Source organism: Nonomuraea sp. NPDC049158 (assembly GCF_040648335.1).
GTDB lineage: Bacteria > Actinomycetota > Actinomycetes > Streptosporangiales > Streptosporangiaceae > Nonomuraea.
Genome location: NZ_JBEZDM010000020.1, coordinates 1 through 15716 on the forward strand (window position 1 = coordinate 1; position 15716 = coordinate 15716).

Below are 15716 nucleotides of genomic sequence, written 5' to 3' on the forward strand. Positions count from 1 at the left end.
AAACAACCACCACCACTACGGGGCCGGCCCCCCACCGGGCTCGTGTGTCTTGTGGGTGGTGGGGGGCCGCGGGCTCTTCCCCGGGGGTCTCCCCGGCGGCACGGGGCGGCTGCCAGGGCCAGCGGCCGTCCAGCTCGACCTGGAGCGAGACGCTCAGGAACGTGCGGACCGCGACGATGACGGCCAGCACCCCGACGCTCTGGAAGGTGGGGGAGACGGCCACGGTCTTGATGATGTCGGCCCCGACCAGGAACTCCAGCCCCAGCAGGATCGAGCGGCCCACGCCCCGCCGGTAGGCCTGGTAGAGACCGGCCACCTGGCGGGACCGCGCCAGGCTCACGCCGTACGTGATGGTGGCGATGACCAGGCCGGCCGCGATAACGGCCACGCCCGCGATGTCCAGCACCGTGCCGATGAGCTCGATGACGTCCTTCACCTGCACGCTGTCCCTCTCCCCGGCCCGCCGATACGTCCGGATCATGGTCGCATACACCCGTCAGGTGAGCAGCAAGGCGAGCGCGAGCGTCAGCAGCAGGGAGTCCAGCCGGTCCAGCAGCCCGCCCGCGCCCGCCAGCCACGACGCCGAGTCCTTGACCCCGGCCCCGCGCTTGACCATCGACTCCAGCAGATCGCCCAGCGGGGCACCCGCCGCCACCGCGGTCGCCAGCGGGACGGTGAACGCCCCCAGCAGCGCCAGCGCGCCCAGCCCGACGGCCGCCCCGGCGAGCGCGCCGCTCCAGCGCTTGGCCGGGGACAGCGGTGACAGGGACGGCCCGCCCAGCGACCGCCCAGCGAACGAGGCCGCGATGTCGCCCACCGACACCGCGACGAACACGGCCAGCACGACCGGGCCGAGCAGCACCACCCCCACCAACGGGAGCAACCAGACCACCCCGAACACCCCGAGCGACGCCCTCCTGAGCCCGCCCGCCGCGTCACCCCCGAGCAGCGGCACGAGCACGACGACCAGGACGGCGGCGACCAGCACCCGCGGCAGGTACGGCAGCGCCAGCCACGCCACCGGCGGCAGCGCGCCCGCGACCGCCACGAGCACAACCCGGTCGGGTATGGCCAGTCCCACCAGCCCGCCGTACTCGACGGCGAGCACCGCCCCGGCCACGGCGGCGAGCACCGCGGCCCCACCCGGCCCGGCGTACAGGGCGGCGACCACCACGGGCACGGCCACCGCCCAGGCGCACCAGCGCAGCATGTACTCCCGCCGGCGCGACAGCGCGACGGCGACCCCACCGACGACGAGCGCGACGGCGATGTACGGGAGGGCCGTGGCAGGTGTGATCACGGGGTGGCCCGCAGGCGGTCCAGTGCGGTGGCGACGGTGGTGGCGACGCGGTCGTTGGCGTCAGGGTCGCGCACTGTGATCCGTACCGTCCGGCCCTCGAAGGCGGGGGACAGGGGCGACAGGTCGCGCAGGAACACCCCGTCCCGCCGGCACGCTGCCACCAGACCGGCCGCGGTCGGCCCGGACCGGGGCAGCGTCAGCAGGACGAAGTTGGCGGCCGACTCGTGGACCCGCAGGTCAGCGCCGAGGCCGGCGAGCCGTTCGGCGAGGCCGGAGCGCAGGGTACGGGTCCGGGCCCAGCATCCGGCGTAGTAGCCGGGGTCGCGCAGGGCGTGCACGGCGGCGATCTGGGCGGGCAGGCTGAGCCCCCAGGGCGGGGCCCAGCGGCGCGACTCGGCCGCCAGTTCCGCCGGTCCGGCGAGGTAGGCCGCCCGCAGACCGGATAAGGCGTACATCTTGGATAGCGATTTGCACACCACGGTATTGCCCGAGGCAGCGGCGTACCGCTCCAGCGACGCCGACTGCGACGGCGACGACTTCGACGGGGACGGCGACGGCGAATGCCCCGAGTCGGCGTACTCGACGTACGCCTCGTCGATCCAGAACCGCGTCCCGCCCGGCGCGTCCGCGATCACCCGGCGCAGGTCACCGGCATCGGTGTGGACGCCGGTCGGATTGTTGGGGTTGACGATGACCACCAGGTCATAGCGCTCGCGCAGCGCGTCCCGCAGGCGGTCGAGGTCCGGCCGCCAGCCGTCGGCCCGGCACAGGGGGAACCGGTCGGCGCGGCAGCCGATCACCTGCTCGACGACGTGGGCGTACTCCCCGTAGACGGGGTCGGGCAGCAGGACGCGGGAGGAGGCGTCCAGCCAGCCGCGGAACGCGCGGAAGATCAGGTCCGACGAGCCGGCCCCGGTCGCGACGGCGTCCGGGGGCAGGTCGCGTTGTTCGGCGATCTCCTCGATGAGCCCTTCGGGGTGGGCCGGGGGAGAGGTGCGGGCGAGCCAGCCCTGGTCGCCGCCCAGCAGCTCGACCACGGCGGGAGCGGGCGGATACCAGGCGTCGAGCACGTCGGCGGGCACGACGTCGTCACGCGCCGGCAGGCTGTCGAACCGGCGGCCCACCACCCCGATCGAGGCACCACCGTGCTGGCAGGCGGGCGGTCCGGGCAGGAACGGCATCTCCAGACTCCAGCGCACCCGCGGCTCCAGGGCGCGCAGCAGGGGGCCATGGTGCCGCCGCGCCCGTTCGGCCAGCTCGCTCACCTGCCCGGACAGCACTTCGAAGGTGACGGCCCCCGCGTGTACCCGGGTACCGGTGCCGGTCAGTCCGGCGGCCAGGTACATCGCGAGGATCTCGGTCCGCCCCAGCGCCGCGACGACGCGGCCGCCGTGCGCGGCCACCCAGCGCAGCGCCGCGTACATGAGCAGCGGCGCCGCCGCCGAGCCCCGCCAGCGCGGGTCCACGGTCAGGATGCGGATCTCGAACAGGTCCTCCCTGCCCAGGACCGGATGCCCGGCGCGGTTGAGGTACTTGTCGATCGAATAGCGGCCCGCCCAGGGCGGCGTGACGCTGATGAACCCCACCGGCCGGTCGCCGTGGGCCGCGACGATGTAGACGTTGCCGTCGTCGAGGGCGTCGCTCAGCCGTTCGGCCTGGTTGGGCGGGTGCTGGCCGAGCTCGTGCGCGTAGACCTCGTGCCGCAGCCGGTAGATCCACTCTCTGTCGAACGCGGACCCGGGGCGGATCTCCAGCATGACCATGTCTAGTCCGACGTACGCCGACACCGCCAGGTTTCCGCCGCCCGCCTCTCGAAACCGACCAAGCCCTCGCCTGAACCGCGGCGGCGCGGTTCAGGCGAGGGCTTGTCAGGTCTGTGGTCGGTATGGCCCCGCGGACGGGGTCACGTGTCCCATTCGATCAGGTCGACCGTGTCGTTGGTGGCCGACGGCTCTTCGAGGGGCCGGCCCGCCTGCAGGACTCGCCGGTTGTCGTTATCGAGATCGATCAGCACCGCGTCGGACTCGGTGTTGTTCACCCAGGACGAGACGTTGTTGGCCGCCGACTGGTCGCCCATGGGCAGCCAGTGGAGGTCCACCGGGTAGCCCGCGCCGACTCCGTACGCGGGTCCTCTGCGTCCGTAGTGCTGGTACAGGCACAACGTCGCGGGAGGGCAGGGCTCGCCATCGGCGAGCTGGATGACGCCGGGCGGGAGCGCCGCGGCCGTCGTCGTGGCGGCGTGCGCCGTGGACGGGGCGCTCCAGGGGATGAGCAGGGCTGCCACGCCCGCGACGGCCAGCGTCACCGCCGTACGCGCGACATGCGGATGACGTGTCGTGCGGTGGGTCGCCGGGATGATCTCGTGGTGGGGGGTCTCGCGCATTAGTCACTCTCCGCGATTGATTGACTACTCTGTGTGAGTAGCAATTTCATTAGAGCAACCAGGGGCCACTTGGTCGAGGGTTGGGCAAAGATGGGGCCCCAGGTGGCGCCCAAGTGGGAGCGGCAGGCCGCTAGGGGTGGGCGGCCAGCAGGCGGGCGCGGCTGTTGCTCAGGTGGACGCGGGTCGCGGCGCGCGCGCCGTCGCCGTCCTGGCGCTCGATGGCCGCGTAGATGTTCTCGTGCTCGACCACGATCTGCTCGAAGTGCCCCTGACCGGCGGGCGACAGCCGGTCGCGCGGCACGATGATCATGGAGGGGCCGAACGACGTGATCAGGTCGGCGAAGTAGCGGTTGCCCGTCGCCAGCGCGATGCGGAGGTGGAACTGGAAGTCGGCGTTCACCGCCGTGCTCGGGTTGTCGGCGCTCGCGGCGAACCGGTCGAGCGCCGCCCGCAGGTCGTCCAGGCGGGGTCCCCCGCCGCGGCGGGCGGCGAGCGCGGCGGCCTCGACCTCGAAGGCCAGGCGGAAGTCGAGCAGGTCGACCACGTCATCGACGGTCAGCTCGCCGCTCTGGCCGAACTCGAACCTGGCCGAGCCCGGCCGCGCCAACACGAAGCTGCCGCGGCCGTGCTGGGTCTCCACGAGCCCGGCGGCCTGCAGCCGCGAGATGGCCTCGCGCACGACCGTCCTGCTCACGCCGTACGTCTCCACCAGGCTGCTCTCGGTCGGCAGCTTGTCGCCGGGGTGGATGACGCCTTCCTGGATGCGCGCCGTCAGGTCGTCGACGAGGGTCTGGGTCAGGCTCGCCATCGCGGCGTCAGTCCTTTCTGGTGCCGAACTCGCACTGGTCCGCGGTCCACTTGGCGGCCTGCTCGCTCGGGGTCAGCCCGAGGCCGGGGCGGTCGGGCACGATCATCCTGCCATCGCTGATCTCCAGGCGCTCGTCGAACAGCGGCTCCAGCCACTCGAAGTGCTCGACCCAGGGCTCCAGCCCATAGGCGGCGGCCAGGTGCAGGTGGATCTCCATCGCGAAGTGCGGGGCCAGCTGCAGGCGGTTGTGCTCGGCCAGCGCCGCCAGGCGCAGGAACGGCGTGATGCCGCCGATGCGCGGCGCGTCGGGCTGGATGACGTCGGCGGAGCCGAGGCGGATGAGCTCGGCGTGCTCGGCGACGCTGGTGAGCATCTCGCCGGTCGCGATCGGCGTGTCGAGCGAGGCCGCGAGCGCCGCGTGGCCGGCGCTGTCGTAGGCGTCCAGCGGCTCCTCGATCCAGACCAGCCCGAACTCCTCCAGGGCCCGGCCCATGCGCTGCGCGGCCGGCCGGTCCCACTGCTGGTTGGCGTCCACCATGAGGGGTACGCGGTCGCCCAGGTGCTCGCGCACCGCGCCGACCCTGGCCAGGTCGATCCGGGAGTCGGGGTGGCCGACCTTGAGCTTGATGCCGCCGATGCCGCGTTCGAGCGCGGCGCTCGCGTTCTCGATGACCTGCTCGATCGGGGTGTGCAGGAAGCCGCCGGAGGTGTTGTAGCAGCGTACGGAGTCGCGGTGGGCGCCCAGCAGCTTGGCCAGGGGGAGTCCGGCGCGCTTGGCCTTCAGGTCCCACAGCGCGACGTCGATGGCCGCGATCGCCTGCGTGGACAGGCCGCTGCGCCCGACCGACGCCCCCGCCCAGACCAGCTTCTCCCACAGGCGGGCGATGTCGCTGGGGTCCTCGCCGAGCAGGTCCGGGGCGATCTCCCTGGCGTGGGCGTACTGGCCGGGGCCGCCGGCGCGCTTGGAGTAGCTGAAGCCGAAGCCCCGCTGGCCGCTCTCGGCGCCGATCTCGGCGAACAGGAAGGCGATCTCGGTCATCGGCCGCTGCCGCCCGGTGAGCACCTTCGCGTCACTGATCGGGGTGGCGAGCGGCAGATAGACAGAGGAGAGCCGGATCCAGGAGATGCGGTCGGAGGAAGTCATGGCGGTCATCGTACAACTCGCCATGTCGTCATACAACTATCAGAACTCGGGGGTCCCTGACAGGTCCATGGGGGCCATGCGTTCGATGGCCAGCCGGGTGCGCTCCATCGCCTCGGTGATCTCCTTCGTCCGTTCCTCGGTGAGGTTGGCGATGGGCACCGAGCAGCTGATGGCGTCGGTCGGCGGGCTGGTGTAGCGCAGCGCGAAGCCGAAGCACATGACGCCGGCGTAGTTCTCCTCGTCGTCGATGGCGTAGCCGCGCCGGCGCGTCAGCTCCAGATCCCGGGTCAGGGCGTCGCGGTCCACCAGCGTCTTGGGCGTCAGGGGAGTGAGCTGCGGGGGGATCGGCACCTCCAGGCCGGTGCCGAGCCGCTCGGCCAGCAGCGACTTGCCCATGGCCGTGCTGAAGGCGGGCAGCCGGCGCCCGACCCGGCTGAAGGGGCGCAGGTACTGGCTCGACTCCTTGGTGGCCAGGTAGACGATGTCGCCACGGTCCAGGCGGCCGAAGTGGATGGTCTCGTCGAGCAGCGCGCTGAGGTCGTTGATGTGCGGCTGGACGATGCGCAGGTAGGGATCGGTGTCGAGATAGGTGGTGCCCGCCAGCAGGGCGCGGATGCCGATGCTGTACAGCGTCCCGCTCGCGTCGGTGCGCACCCAGCCGCGCTCGACCAGCGTGCGGATCAGCGCGTAGATGCTGCTGCGGGGCGCGCCGAGCGCGTCGCTCAGCTCGCGCAGCCGGGCCGGCCGGTTCTGTCGCGAGGCGAGGAGCTCAAGGAGTTCGACCGTGCGGGCGGCGGACTTCACGCCCCGCACGCCGCTCTGCGCCGTGCCCTCGGCCTCGTCTAGGGGGAGTGTCATCGCACCTCATCTGTCGGGGGACGGCCTGTTGACACATTACCAATTTTGGAGCGAGACTGCTCGCCACGTAACAGGCATCTACATATGGAGACAGGATGACCGCTACGTATACAAGTGACGATGTACGCGCCAGGCTTCGGCGAGGTATGGAGACCGGCGTTCTGTCGTTCCCGCTGACGCCGTTCGACGCCGACGGGGCCGTGGACCTCGGCGCCTTCCGCGCCTACCTCCGCGACCAGATCGCGGCCGGCCCCGGCGCGGTCTTCCCGTGCTGCGGGACGGGCGAGTTCTTCTCCCTGGCCGAGAACGAGTACGAAAGTCTCGTCACGGCCGCGGTCGAGGAGGCGGCCGGGGCGCTGCCGGTGGTCGTGGGAGCCGGCTACGGCTGGGCCCAGGCCGCCCGTTTCGCCGCCATCGCCGAGCGGGCCGGGGCCGACGCGCTGCTGCTGATGCCGCCTTATCTGGTGGAGGCGCCCCAGGAGGGCCTGGTCGAGCACGTACGGCGGGTCGCCGAAAGCACCTCGCTGCCCGTGATCGTCTACCAGCGCGCCCAGGTGAAGGTGGCGCTGGGCAGCATCGCCGGGCTGGCCGCGATACCGAACGTGATCGGCCTCAAGGACGGACACTGCGACCTCGACCAGTTGCAGCGGCTCAAGCTGGCCGCGCCGCCGGAGTGGCTGTTCTTCAACGGCGCCGCGACGGCCGAGATGCAGGCCCGCGCCTACCGGAGCATCGGCGTGCCCGCCTACTCCTCCGCTGTCCACGCCTTCGCCCCCGAGATCGCCAAGGACTTCTTCCGCGCCTTCCACGCCGACGACCATGAGCGGGTCGAGCTGCTGCTGAGCCGCTTCTACGTCCCCCTGGTCGAGCTGCGCGACAAGGGCATCGGCTACGGCGTCTCGCTGGTCAAGGCCGCGGCTAAGCTGCGGGGAGTGCCCGTGGGCTCCGTACGCGCCCCGCTCGCCGACCCCCCGCCCGAGCACCTCGAACAACTCCGCGCCCTGCTGGACACCGGCCTCGACCTCGTCCGGTAAGGAAGGAATCCCCACATGTCGCAACCCATCCCTCGGATCGTCCGGGCGACCGTCACCCCGATCCTGATCAGCGACCCGCCGCTGCTCAACGTCCTCGGCGTCCACCAGCCGTACACCCCCCGCACCATCGTCGAGCTCGAGACCGACACCGGCGCCACCGGGGTCGGCGAGACCTATGGCGACACCGAATACCTCGAGGTGGCGCGGAACGTCGCCAAGGCCGTCATCGGCCGGCCGCTGACCGCGCTGAACGGGCTGCACGAGCTGGCCTACGACTCGGCGGGGCTGACGCCCGGCACGATCAACGAGTTCGACCCGGCCGGGCTGCGCGGCAGCCGTACGAACGAGAAGATCGTCCGCAGCGTGGTCTCGGCGTTCGAGGTCGCCAGCCTGGACACCCTCGGCCGGACGCTCGGCCTGCCCGTGCACGCGCTGCTCGGCGGCAAGGTGCGCGACCGGGTCGACTACAGCGGCTACCTGTTCTACCGCTGGGCCGAGCACCCCATGGAGGACGCGCCGCGCGACGACTGGGGCGCCGCCCTCGACCCCGAAGGCGTCGTACGGCAGGCGCGGCGGTTCACCGAGACCTACGGGTTCGGCTCCTTCAAGCTCAAGGGCGGCGTGTTCCCGCCCGAGGAGGAGATCGCGGCCATCAAGGCGCTGGCCGAGGCCTTCCCCGACCACCCGCTGCGCCTGGACCCGAACGGCGGCTGGTCGGTCGAGTCGAGCGTGCGCGTCGCCGAGGAGCTCGACGGTCAGCTGGAGTACCTGGAGGACCCGACCACCGGCATCGACGGCATGGCGCAGGTACGCGCCAGGACCGGCGCGCTGCTGGCCACCAACATGTGCGTCACCACGTTCGGCGAGATCCCCGAGGCGTTCGCCAAGGACGCCGTCCAGGTGGTGCTGTCCGACCACCACTACTGGGGCGGCCTGCACGCCACGCGCGAGCTCGCCGCGCTGTGCCGCACCTACGGAGTCGCGCTGTCGATGCACTCCAACACCCATCTCGGCATCAGTCTCGCCGCGATGACCCACGTCGCCAGCGTCATTCCGGACCTGGAGTACGCCTGCGACAGCCACCGGCCCTGGCAGACCGAGGACGTCATCACCGAGCCGCACCGCTTCGTCGGCGGCGCCCTCGAGGTGTCCGACGCTCCTGGCCTCGGGGTCGAACTCGACCGTGACGCCCTGGCCGCCCTGCACGAACGCTGGAACGAGCTCAGCGGTTTCCGCGACAGGGACGATGTGGCCGCCATGCGCGTGGCCGACCCCACGTGGGTCCAGCCCCCGCTTCCACGCTGGTGAAAGAGAGAACACTCTGATGAGAATGTCATCCACGATCGGCCTGCGCATCGGCGGCGCCCTGCTGGCAGTGGTCGCCATGTCCGCCTGCTCGGTCAAGGGCGGCGGTGCCGGTGACGGCGCCGCCTACCCCAGCAAGGCCGTGGAGTTCACCGTCCCGACGGAGCCGGGCGGCAGCACCGACCTGGTCACCCGCGCCCTGGCCAAGAGCATCGAGAAGCCGCTCGGCAAGCCCGCCGTGGTGGTCAACAAGCCGGGCGCCAACGGCAAGATCGCCGGTAAGGACGTCTTCAGCAGCAAGCCCGACGGCTACCGGGTGGCCGTGATGCCGCAGTCGCTGTTCGCCATCGGGCCGCTCATGGTGCAGGACCCCGACGCCATCAAGCTCGAGGACATGACCTTCGTCAAGGGACTGGCCGTCGAGGACTACGCCCTGGTCGTGCCGGCCGCCTCGCCGTACAAGTCGCTCAAGGACCTGCTCGCGGCCGGCAACCTCAAGTACGGCACCACCGGCGCGGGGACGGGCAGCCAGCTGTCCCAGGCCCTGCTGTTCGGGGTGGCGAAGGTCAAGGCCACGCCCGTGCCGTTCGACGGCGGCGCCCCCACGATCACCGCGGTCCTGGGCGGCAAGGTCGACGCGGCGTCCGTGCAGATCGCCGAGGCCGCCAAGCACGTCCAGTCCGGCAAGCTCCGGGCGCTGGCCGTCTTCGGCACCAAGCGCGTCGAGGCGCTGCCCGACACGCCGACGGCCACCGAATCCGGCTATGACGTCGTGGTGGACCAGCGCAGGTTCGTGGCCGGGCCCGCCGGGCTGCCGGCCGACGTACGCGACAAGCTGGCCGGCGCCATCGACAAGGCCATCGCCACGCCCGAGTACGGCGAGCTGCTGAAGTCCAACTACATCGGCCGCTGGGAGGTCGGCGGCGACGAGGTCAAGACGCAGCTCACCAAGGCCCAGGGCGAGTTCGCCGCGCTGACGAAGAAGCTCGGGATCGACCTCACGGGCCAGCAATGACCAGCGTCGTCCCCGAGGAAGGCGTGCCGGAGGAGGAGGACGGGCTGCTGCCCGTCCCGCCGAGTCCGGCCTACGCCCGACGGCAGAACATCGTCGCGGCGCTCATCCCGCTCGCCCTCGGTGTGATCACCGGGATCATGTCGTGGAGCCTGGGGGTGGGCACGCTGTCCAACCCGGGCCCCGGGCTGTGGCCGCTGGCCGTCAGCGTCGCCATGGTCGTGACCGCGGCGGTGCTCGTGCTGCGGTCCGGGCCGACCGGCGAGGAGGAGACCTTCACCCGCGAGGCCCTGATCGTCGTCGTCGCGGCCGTCTCCCTCGTGGGCTACGCGCTGCTGTTCGAGCGGATCGGCTTCGAGATCCCCACCGTGGCGCTGCTCGTCCTGTGGCTGAAAGGACTCGGGCGAGAGGGCTGGCGGATGACCGTGATCATCTCGCTCGGCACGACCGCCGTCCTCTACCTGCTGTTCGTCACCGGGCTGGGCGTGTCACTCCCGCACATCCTGCCCTTCTGAACCAGATCGGCTGACCATGGATTTCTTCTCCCCGGTGATCGCCGGGTTCGGGGTCGTCTTCCAACCGGAGAACCTGTTCTACTGCCTGCTCGGCGTCACGCTGGGCATGCTCGTGGGCGTCCTGCCCGGCCTCGGGCCCGCCGCCACGATCGCGATCCTGCTGCCGGTCACGTACAACATCGAGCCGACGGCCGCGATCATCATGCTCGCGGGCATCTTCTACGGCGCCCAGTACGGCGGCACGATCACCTCGGTGCTGCTGCGGCTGCCGGGCGAGGCGTCCAGCGTGGTGACCGCGATCGACGGTCACGAGATGGCCAGACAGGGCCGGGCCGGCTCCGCGCTCGGCATCGCGGCGATCGGCTCCTTCATCGGCGGCACGGTCGCGATCATCGCGCTCACCTTCGTCGCCCCGCTGGTGGCCGGGTTCGCGCTGGACTTCGGCCCCGCCGAGTACACGGCGCTGGCCCTGCTGGGCATCCTGCTGGTCTCGACGCTCGGCACCGGCTCCACGACCAAGAGCATCCTGATGGCCACCGTCGGCCTGCTGCTGGCCACCATCGGCCAGGACCCGCTGGCCGGCACCTCGCGCCTGACGTTCGGCAGCGACCAGCTGCTCGACGGCATCGACTTCGTGATCGTCGCGATGGGCCTGTTCGGCGTCGGCGAGATCCTCTACAGCCTGGAGTCGCTGCGCGGCAAGAGCGCTCCCGCGCCCAGCGTCGGCTCCGTCTACCCCTCGCGCAAGGACCTCGGCGAGTCCAAGGGGGCCATCACCCGCGGCTCCCTGGTGGGCTTCATCCTCGGCATCCTGCCCGGCGGCGGGGCGACCATGTCGTCGATGGTGGCGTACGCGGTGGAGAAGAAGACCGCCAAGCACCCCGAACGGTTCGGCAAGGGCGCCATCCAGGGCGTCGCCGGACCCGAGACCGCCAACAACGCCGCCGCCACCTCCTCCTTCATCCCGCTGCTCACCCTGGGCATCCCGGCGAACGCGACCATGGCCATCATGTTCGGCGCGCTGCTGCTCCAGGGCATCACGCCGGGGCCGCTGCTGGTGCAGGAGAAGCCGGACCTGTTCTGGGGCGTCGTCAACTCGATGTACATCGGCAACATCCTGCTGCTGGCCATGAGCCTGCCGCTGATCGGGATCTTCGTGAAGATCCTGCGCATCCGGGCGGCCATCCTGGCGCCGCTGACGATCCTGATCACCATGATCGGCGTCTACACCGTCCGCATGAACGTCTTCGACATGTTCCTGATGGTCGGCCTCGGGATCGTCGGCTATCTGATGAAGAAGGTCGGCTTCGAGCCGGGGCCCCTGGTGCTGGCCTTCGTCCTCGGCAGCCTGCTGGAGTCGTCCTTCCGGCGCTCGATGCGCCTGTTCGACGGGCAGGTGACCGGCTTCTTCGGCCAGCCGATCGCCGCGACCCTGCTGGTGGCGATCCTGCTCATCATCGTCGTCCCGCCGCTGAGCCGGACCCTTCGCAAGCAACGTAGAAAGGCCGCAGCATGACGGTCATCGTGGGATATGTGCCCAACCCGCTGGGCCGGGTCGCGCTCGAGCACGCGATCGCGGAAGCCGCGCTCCGAGGGGCGCCGCTGAAGATCCTCAACGTCTCGCGGCCCGGCGCCTACGTCGACGCCTCGACCGCGGACGTGGAAGAGATCAAGGGCCTGGTCCCGGAATCGGTTTCCTACGACTTCGAGCAGGTGGCCGACGAAGACGTCGCCGAGGCCGTGCTCGCCGCGGCGCAGGCAAGCTCGGCGAGCCTGATCGTCATCGGGCTGCGCAGGCGCTCACCGGTCGGCAAACTGATCATGGGCAGCAGCGCCCAGCGGATCCTGCTCGAAGCCGGCTGCCCGGTGCTCGCCGTCAAGGAGCCGGCTGCTTAGCGATGGTCCCCGCCGTGACGAGCCAGTCGACCGCCTCGGCGTAGCCGCGCAGCGTCAGGGCGGTGGTGGCGACGGAGTGGAAGCACTCGCCCACGGAGCTGGACGGGTTGGCCGGCGCGTCCATGAACACGCGCGCCACGTCGTCGGCGTGCACGTGCTGGACGGTCTCCATGCCCAGGTTGGGCAGGGTCACCTCGGTGCCGTCGGCCAGGGCCTGGAAGACGGCCGGGTCGAGGTTGCCCGCCGGGTTGACCGGCATCCATCCCGGGCCGGTGATGTGGCCGGGATGGATGACGGTGGCCGGGAAGCCGTCACGGTGGGCGCGGTCGAGCAGGTGCGCCTCGAGACGTCGTGCCCCGCGTCGACGAGACAGGGAACCAGGTAGGTGCCGATATGGCCGCTGGCGCCGATCACCACTGCTCGCATGGCCTACAGATTAGTACTCGTAGGCCCCGGCTTCGATGGTGCCGTTTCCGCCCACCGTGGCTCCGGCCAGGTCGATGGGGTTGAACTTCTTGACACCGAGACCGATCGCCGGACTCCCGCTCAGCAGCCGCAGGGGCCTGCTCGGGTCGGTGTCGAACTTCGGGTCCCTGCGCACGTTGGCGGTGCCGGCTGTCATCTGGTACTGGCCACCGTAGAAGACGTTGTGGTCGTTGGCGGTGAAGGTGGAGTCGGCGTAGGCGCTCTTCTTCCCGGCCACGACGATGTTCTGCGAGAGCTTGAAGTGCGCGTTCGTGCAGCCCGCGTAGCAGACGACGCCCTCGGCGTCGGAGTTGGGCAGGTTCATCGAGTTGTTGCGGAACACGGTGCCGAACACCGGGCCGTTCGTCTCGATCTCGCCGTTGTCCTTCACCGGGCCGCGGGTGACGATGCCGGAGCGGGTCCTGTCTCCGTAGATGCCGTTGTACTCGAAGACGTTGCCGGAGGTCCCGTCGGGGTCGTTGGTCGTTCCGTCGTCGTTGCGGCTGGTGCCCAGCTCGGTGAAGGTGTCGTTGTCGAGCGCGAGGTTGTGGTGGACGTAGTTGCGGGAGCCCATGAAGATCTCCACGGCCGCGCCGTCGAACTCGTAGTCGTAGCTGAAGGCCACCGAGCCGGTGATGGTGTTCCAGCCGATGTTGGAGTCGTCGCCCTGCACCAGCATCGCGAACGCGCCGGAGTCGTCGTTGTCGTTCTCCTCCTGCGGCGTGAGCTTGCTCATGAAGTTGTTGTTGACGAACTCGTTGCTGGTCACCGAGGTGTACCGGGCACTCGTCTCGATGTAGACGCCCGCCGCCGCGCCGGTGATGTAGTTCTGCTCGATGACGTTGTTACTGCCGCCCACCTTGATCCCCGCCCACGAGCAGCGGCCCTGATCCTGGTCCACGCCGATCTGCAGGTTGTAGACCTCGATGTGGTCGCCTCCGAGGTACAGGCAGGCCTCGTTGTCGTCCTTGAGCACCGGACGGGCGCCCGTGCCGTAGGCGTCGACGACGATCGGGTCGTCCGCCTCGCCCGACTTGGTGATGGCCAGCTGCCCGGACCACGAGCTGCCGCGGCTGAGCATGAGTTTTTCGCCCGGGGCCAGGTCCGCTGCGGAAGCCTTGGCCAGCGTCTTCCACGCCGTGGCCGGGGAGTCCCCGGCGGCCGAGTCGTTGCCGTGGACGCTGTCGAGGTAGTAGGTGTCGATGTCATCCGCGTTCGCGGGGGCCGCGACGGCCCCCGCGAACGCTAACGCGAGGGCCGCCACACCCGCCGCGTACGACGTCAAGTTCCGGGTCGGTAAGTTCCAGGCGCGCAACTGAGTTCTCAGCCTCCTGATCGCGGTGACGAAGAAGCCGGATGAAGATCATCTGGCTTGCGGGGTCACTGTAACCGCGACGCTTGGATAATTTCGACACCCAAAATGACCATTTTGTATCCGGAACATGTAAGGAAGCCGAAAATCATCACCAAAGGGGCTTCAGATGATCACCCTGCACACCAGGGCGTCGGACGTGCCCCGCCTGGCGCTCATGACGACCTCCGTGGTGAGGAACTTGCACGCCAGGTAGGGGTCGCCGGATCCGGCGTACTGCGGCGGGCCGCCGGTGCCGCTCGCGTAGCACCTGAGGCCGCCCGCCTCGTAGAAGCCGATCCACGAGGCCGAGCTGACCTTCGCATGGCAGTAGTCGCCGATCGACGTCGGCCCGAAGGTGACGTCCACTTCGGCCGCCTGGGCGGGCAGGGCGACGGCGAGCAGGGTGGCGGCGACGACCGAGGTCAGGGTGAGGACACGACGAAGCACGGCGACTCCAGAGGTGGGGGGTGAACACTTCATCCGGAGTATCTGTTAGGAAAGTTTCTTGTGCAATGGCCCTAAAGGGAAAAGTCCCGTCATTAGGCGGAAAGCCGGTACCGTACCAGCCATCTCTGACGGATCACCGCATTTCGCAGGCCGACAAAGCAGCCCGCGAATGGCTCGCCACCCCACCCCCGTGCGCGCCGTCGGAGCCTCTGGAGGACCGCGAACGGGTTTGTCGGTCGGGGTCGCTAACGTTCGGCGCAGTTGCACAGCAGGGGCTGGAAAACCCCTGCTCATTCGACGTTCGTGCATGGTGAAAGGCGGGGACCGTTGGGTTGGCTGGCAGCGGGCGACGGGTATGAGGTCGCCCTCATAGAGGGCCGGGTGGCGGCGCGAGCCACCTCCGGCCGGTCGGCGGGACGGCAGCTGAAGTCGCTGCCGAAGGCGTTGCGCGATCATCCCGAGGTGGACCGGCTGCGCCGCTTCGCCGAGTGGCTCGACCGGCACGCCGCCGCGTGCGTGACGCAGGTGGACCTCTGGATGGTCTCCTCCCTGCCGGTGCCGACCGGGCTGCTGGCCCGCGTGTGGCCGGACGAGGCGTGGCAGTCGGCCCTGCGGGACCTGGCCGTGGTCGGTGACGACCCCGACGAGGTCGGCTTCCTGCGGGACGCCACCGACACCGGAGAGCTGCGGGTGGTCAACCTCGACGGCGAGACCGTACGCCTGTCGCCGCGCACGGTGACCCTGCCGCATCCCGTGCTGCTGCCCGACCTGGACGACCTGCGGGAGTTCGCCGCGGAGCTGGGCGTGGTCCAGAAGGTCGAGCAGATCCACCGGGCCACCTGGCGCAAGCCCGCCGGCCTCAAGGCGACGGAGACGGCCGTGTCGGAGTTCTCCGGCGGCACCTACGACTCCAGGTTCGGCCTGGCCGCGCGGGCCACCGCGCTCGGCTACCGCGTCTCCGGCGGCTACGCCACCTGCCGGGTCCGCGACGGGGGCAGCCTCGCGGAGGCGACCGTCTGGATCGGCGAGCCCTACTGGGACGGCGAGATGACGACGGGCGACCTGAGCTGGCAGGACCTCGACGGCAGGACACTGCCGCTGCGCGAGGTCGGGCCGGTGGCCTGGTCGGAGGGGATGCGGATGGCCGCGGCGCTCTACGCCGGGCGGCGGGTCGAAGAGGGGAAGGACGCGTGAC

Annotated in this window: 17 protein-coding genes; 7 read left to right on the top strand and 10 right to left on the bottom strand. The window is 70.4% G+C overall.

The genetic code is table 11. The features are described 5' to 3' along the window. The 7 genes from AB0B61_RS34680 to AB0B61_RS34710 all read right to left on the bottom strand — a co-directional run. The coding region (locus AB0B61_RS34680) for a DUF1622 domain-containing protein (RefSeq protein WP_358441071.1) at positions 1-481 on the bottom strand (481 nt) is incomplete at its 3' end. Positions 482-496: 15 nt separating this feature from the next. Further along, entirely contained in the window at positions 497-1300 is an 804-nt protein-coding gene (locus tag AB0B61_RS34685; protein WP_358441074.1) for a phosphatidate cytidylyltransferase, read from the bottom strand. Then, entirely contained in the window at positions 1297-3063 is a 1767-nt protein-coding gene (locus AB0B61_RS34690) for a histidinol-phosphate aminotransferase family protein (RefSeq protein WP_358441077.1), read from the bottom strand. The genes AB0B61_RS34685 and AB0B61_RS34690 overlap by 4 nt, the downstream gene beginning before the upstream one ends. A 140-nt stretch (positions 3064-3203) precedes the next feature. Next, on the bottom strand, positions 3204-3683 hold the full coding sequence (locus AB0B61_RS34695; RefSeq protein ID WP_358441079.1) for a peptidase inhibitor family I36 protein: 480 nt from the start codon (positions 3681-3683) through the stop codon (positions 3204-3206). Between the two features lie 130 nt (positions 3684-3813). Beyond that, positions 3814-4491: a FadR/GntR family transcriptional regulator gene (locus AB0B61_RS34700; protein ID WP_358441082.1), complete on the bottom strand. Its 678-nt coding sequence runs from the start codon at positions 4489-4491 to the stop codon at positions 3814-3816. 7 nt (positions 4492-4498) lie between these two features. Continuing rightward, entirely contained in the window at positions 4499-5635 is a 1137-nt protein-coding gene (locus AB0B61_RS34705; protein ID WP_358441085.1) for a mandelate racemase/muconate lactonizing enzyme family protein, read from the bottom strand. A gap of 39 nt (positions 5636-5674) precedes the next feature. Beyond that, on the bottom strand, positions 5675-6493 hold the full coding sequence (locus AB0B61_RS34710) for an IclR family transcriptional regulator (RefSeq protein ID WP_358441088.1): 819 nt from the start codon (positions 6491-6493) through the stop codon (positions 5675-5677). A gap of 95 nt (positions 6494-6588) precedes the next feature. Here AB0B61_RS34710 and AB0B61_RS34715 point away from each other — a divergent pair, with 95 nt between their 5' ends. Genes AB0B61_RS34715 through AB0B61_RS34740 form a run of 6 tightly spaced genes read left to right on the top strand, consistent with a single transcriptional unit; the run spans position 6589 to position 12255 of the window. Next, the gene (locus AB0B61_RS34715; RefSeq protein WP_358441091.1) at positions 6589-7527 is read left to right on the top strand and encodes a 5-dehydro-4-deoxyglucarate dehydratase; all 939 of its coding nucleotides are present in this window, start codon (positions 6589-6591) and stop codon (positions 7525-7527) included. A gap of 15 nt (positions 7528-7542) precedes the next feature. Continuing rightward, complete coding sequence (locus AB0B61_RS34720) at positions 7543-8835, top strand: glucarate dehydratase family protein (protein ID WP_358441094.1); 1293 nt, start codon at positions 7543-7545, stop codon at positions 8833-8835. 22 nt (positions 8836-8857) lie between these two features. After that, positions 8858-9847, top strand: a complete 990-nt coding sequence (locus tag AB0B61_RS34725) for a tripartite tricarboxylate transporter substrate binding protein (protein ID WP_358441096.1) — start codon at positions 8858-8860, stop codon at positions 9845-9847. Continuing rightward, entirely contained in the window at positions 9844-10359 is a 516-nt protein-coding gene (locus tag AB0B61_RS34730; RefSeq protein WP_358441099.1) for a tripartite tricarboxylate transporter TctB family protein, read from the top strand. Before AB0B61_RS34725 ends, AB0B61_RS34730 begins: the two co-directional genes overlap by 4 nt. Positions 10360-10375: 16 nt before the next feature. Further along, positions 10376-11875 carry a tripartite tricarboxylate transporter permease gene (locus tag AB0B61_RS34735; RefSeq protein ID WP_358441102.1) on the top strand — a complete coding sequence of 500 codons (1500 nt, stop codon included), beginning with the start codon at positions 10376-10378 and terminating at the stop codon, positions 11873-11875. After that, entirely contained in the window at positions 11872-12255 is a 384-nt protein-coding gene (locus AB0B61_RS34740) for a universal stress protein (RefSeq protein ID WP_358441105.1), read from the top strand. Before AB0B61_RS34735 ends, AB0B61_RS34740 begins: the two co-directional genes overlap by 4 nt. Here AB0B61_RS34740 and AB0B61_RS34745 read toward each other — a convergent pair. The 3 genes from AB0B61_RS34745 to AB0B61_RS34755 form a co-directional block, all read right to left on the bottom strand. Continuing rightward, complete coding sequence (locus AB0B61_RS34745) at positions 12236-12514, bottom strand: hypothetical protein (protein ID WP_358441108.1); 279 nt, start codon at positions 12512-12514, stop codon at positions 12236-12238. The two genes, AB0B61_RS34740 and AB0B61_RS34745, sit on opposite strands and share 20 nt — an antisense overlap. 177 nt (positions 12515-12691) lie before the next feature. Beyond that, a complete protein-coding gene (locus AB0B61_RS34750; RefSeq protein WP_358441111.1) occupies positions 12692-14005 on the bottom strand; it encodes a hypothetical protein in 1314 nt (437 codons plus the stop codon). Positions 14006-14197: 192 nt separating this feature from the next. Then, positions 14198-14521 carry a hypothetical protein gene (locus tag AB0B61_RS34755; RefSeq protein WP_358441114.1) on the bottom strand — a complete coding sequence of 108 codons (324 nt, stop codon included), beginning with the start codon at positions 14519-14521 and terminating at the stop codon, positions 14198-14200. Between the two features lie 327 nt (positions 14522-14848). Between AB0B61_RS34755 and AB0B61_RS34760 the strand changes: the two genes are divergently transcribed. Next, the gene (locus tag AB0B61_RS34760; RefSeq protein ID WP_358441117.1) at positions 14849-15715 is read left to right on the top strand and encodes a DUF4132 domain-containing protein; all 867 of its coding nucleotides are present in this window, start codon (positions 14849-14851) and stop codon (positions 15713-15715) included. Position 15716 lies beyond the last annotated feature (1 nt).

What these genes read in the sequence shown, in the direction of transcription:
- AB0B61_RS34740 (WP_358441105.1), top strand. Translation starts at nt 11,872, where the DNA reads ATGACGGTCATCGTGGGATATGTGCCCAACCCGCTGGGCCGGGTCGCG.
- AB0B61_RS34735 (WP_358441102.1), top strand. Translation starts at nt 10,376, where the DNA reads ATGGATTTCTTCTCCCCGGTGATCGCCGGGTTCGGGGTCGTCTTCCAA.
- AB0B61_RS34730 (WP_358441099.1), top strand. Translation starts at nt 9,844, where the DNA reads ATGACCAGCGTCGTCCCCGAGGAAGGCGTGCCGGAGGAGGAGGACGGG.
- AB0B61_RS34700 (WP_358441082.1), bottom strand. Translation starts at nt 4,491, where the DNA reads ATGGCGAGCCTGACCCAGACCCTCGTCGACGACCTGACGGCGCGCATC.
- AB0B61_RS34715 (WP_358441091.1), top strand. Translation starts at nt 6,589, where the DNA reads ATGACCGCTACGTATACAAGTGACGATGTACGCGCCAGGCTTCGGCGA.
- AB0B61_RS34710 (WP_358441088.1), bottom strand. Translation starts at nt 6,493, where the DNA reads ATGACACTCCCCCTAGACGAGGCCGAGGGCACGGCGCAGAGCGGCGTG.
- AB0B61_RS34695 (WP_358441079.1), bottom strand. Translation starts at nt 3,683, where the DNA reads ATGCGCGAGACCCCCCACCACGAGATCATCCCGGCGACCCACCGCACG.
- AB0B61_RS34705 (WP_358441085.1), bottom strand. Translation starts at nt 5,635, where the DNA reads ATGACTTCCTCCGACCGCATCTCCTGGATCCGGCTCTCCTCTGTCTAT.
- AB0B61_RS34720 (WP_358441094.1), top strand. Translation starts at nt 7,543, where the DNA reads ATGTCGCAACCCATCCCTCGGATCGTCCGGGCGACCGTCACCCCGATC.
- AB0B61_RS34690 (WP_358441077.1), bottom strand. Translation starts at nt 3,063, where the DNA reads ATGGTCATGCTGGAGATCCGCCCCGGGTCCGCGTTCGACAGAGAGTGG.
- AB0B61_RS34745 (WP_358441108.1), bottom strand. Translation starts at nt 12,514, where the DNA reads ATGCCGGTCAACCCGGCGGGCAACCTCGACCCGGCCGTCTTCCAGGCC.
- AB0B61_RS34725 (WP_358441096.1), top strand. Translation starts at nt 8,858, where the DNA reads ATGTCATCCACGATCGGCCTGCGCATCGGCGGCGCCCTGCTGGCAGTG.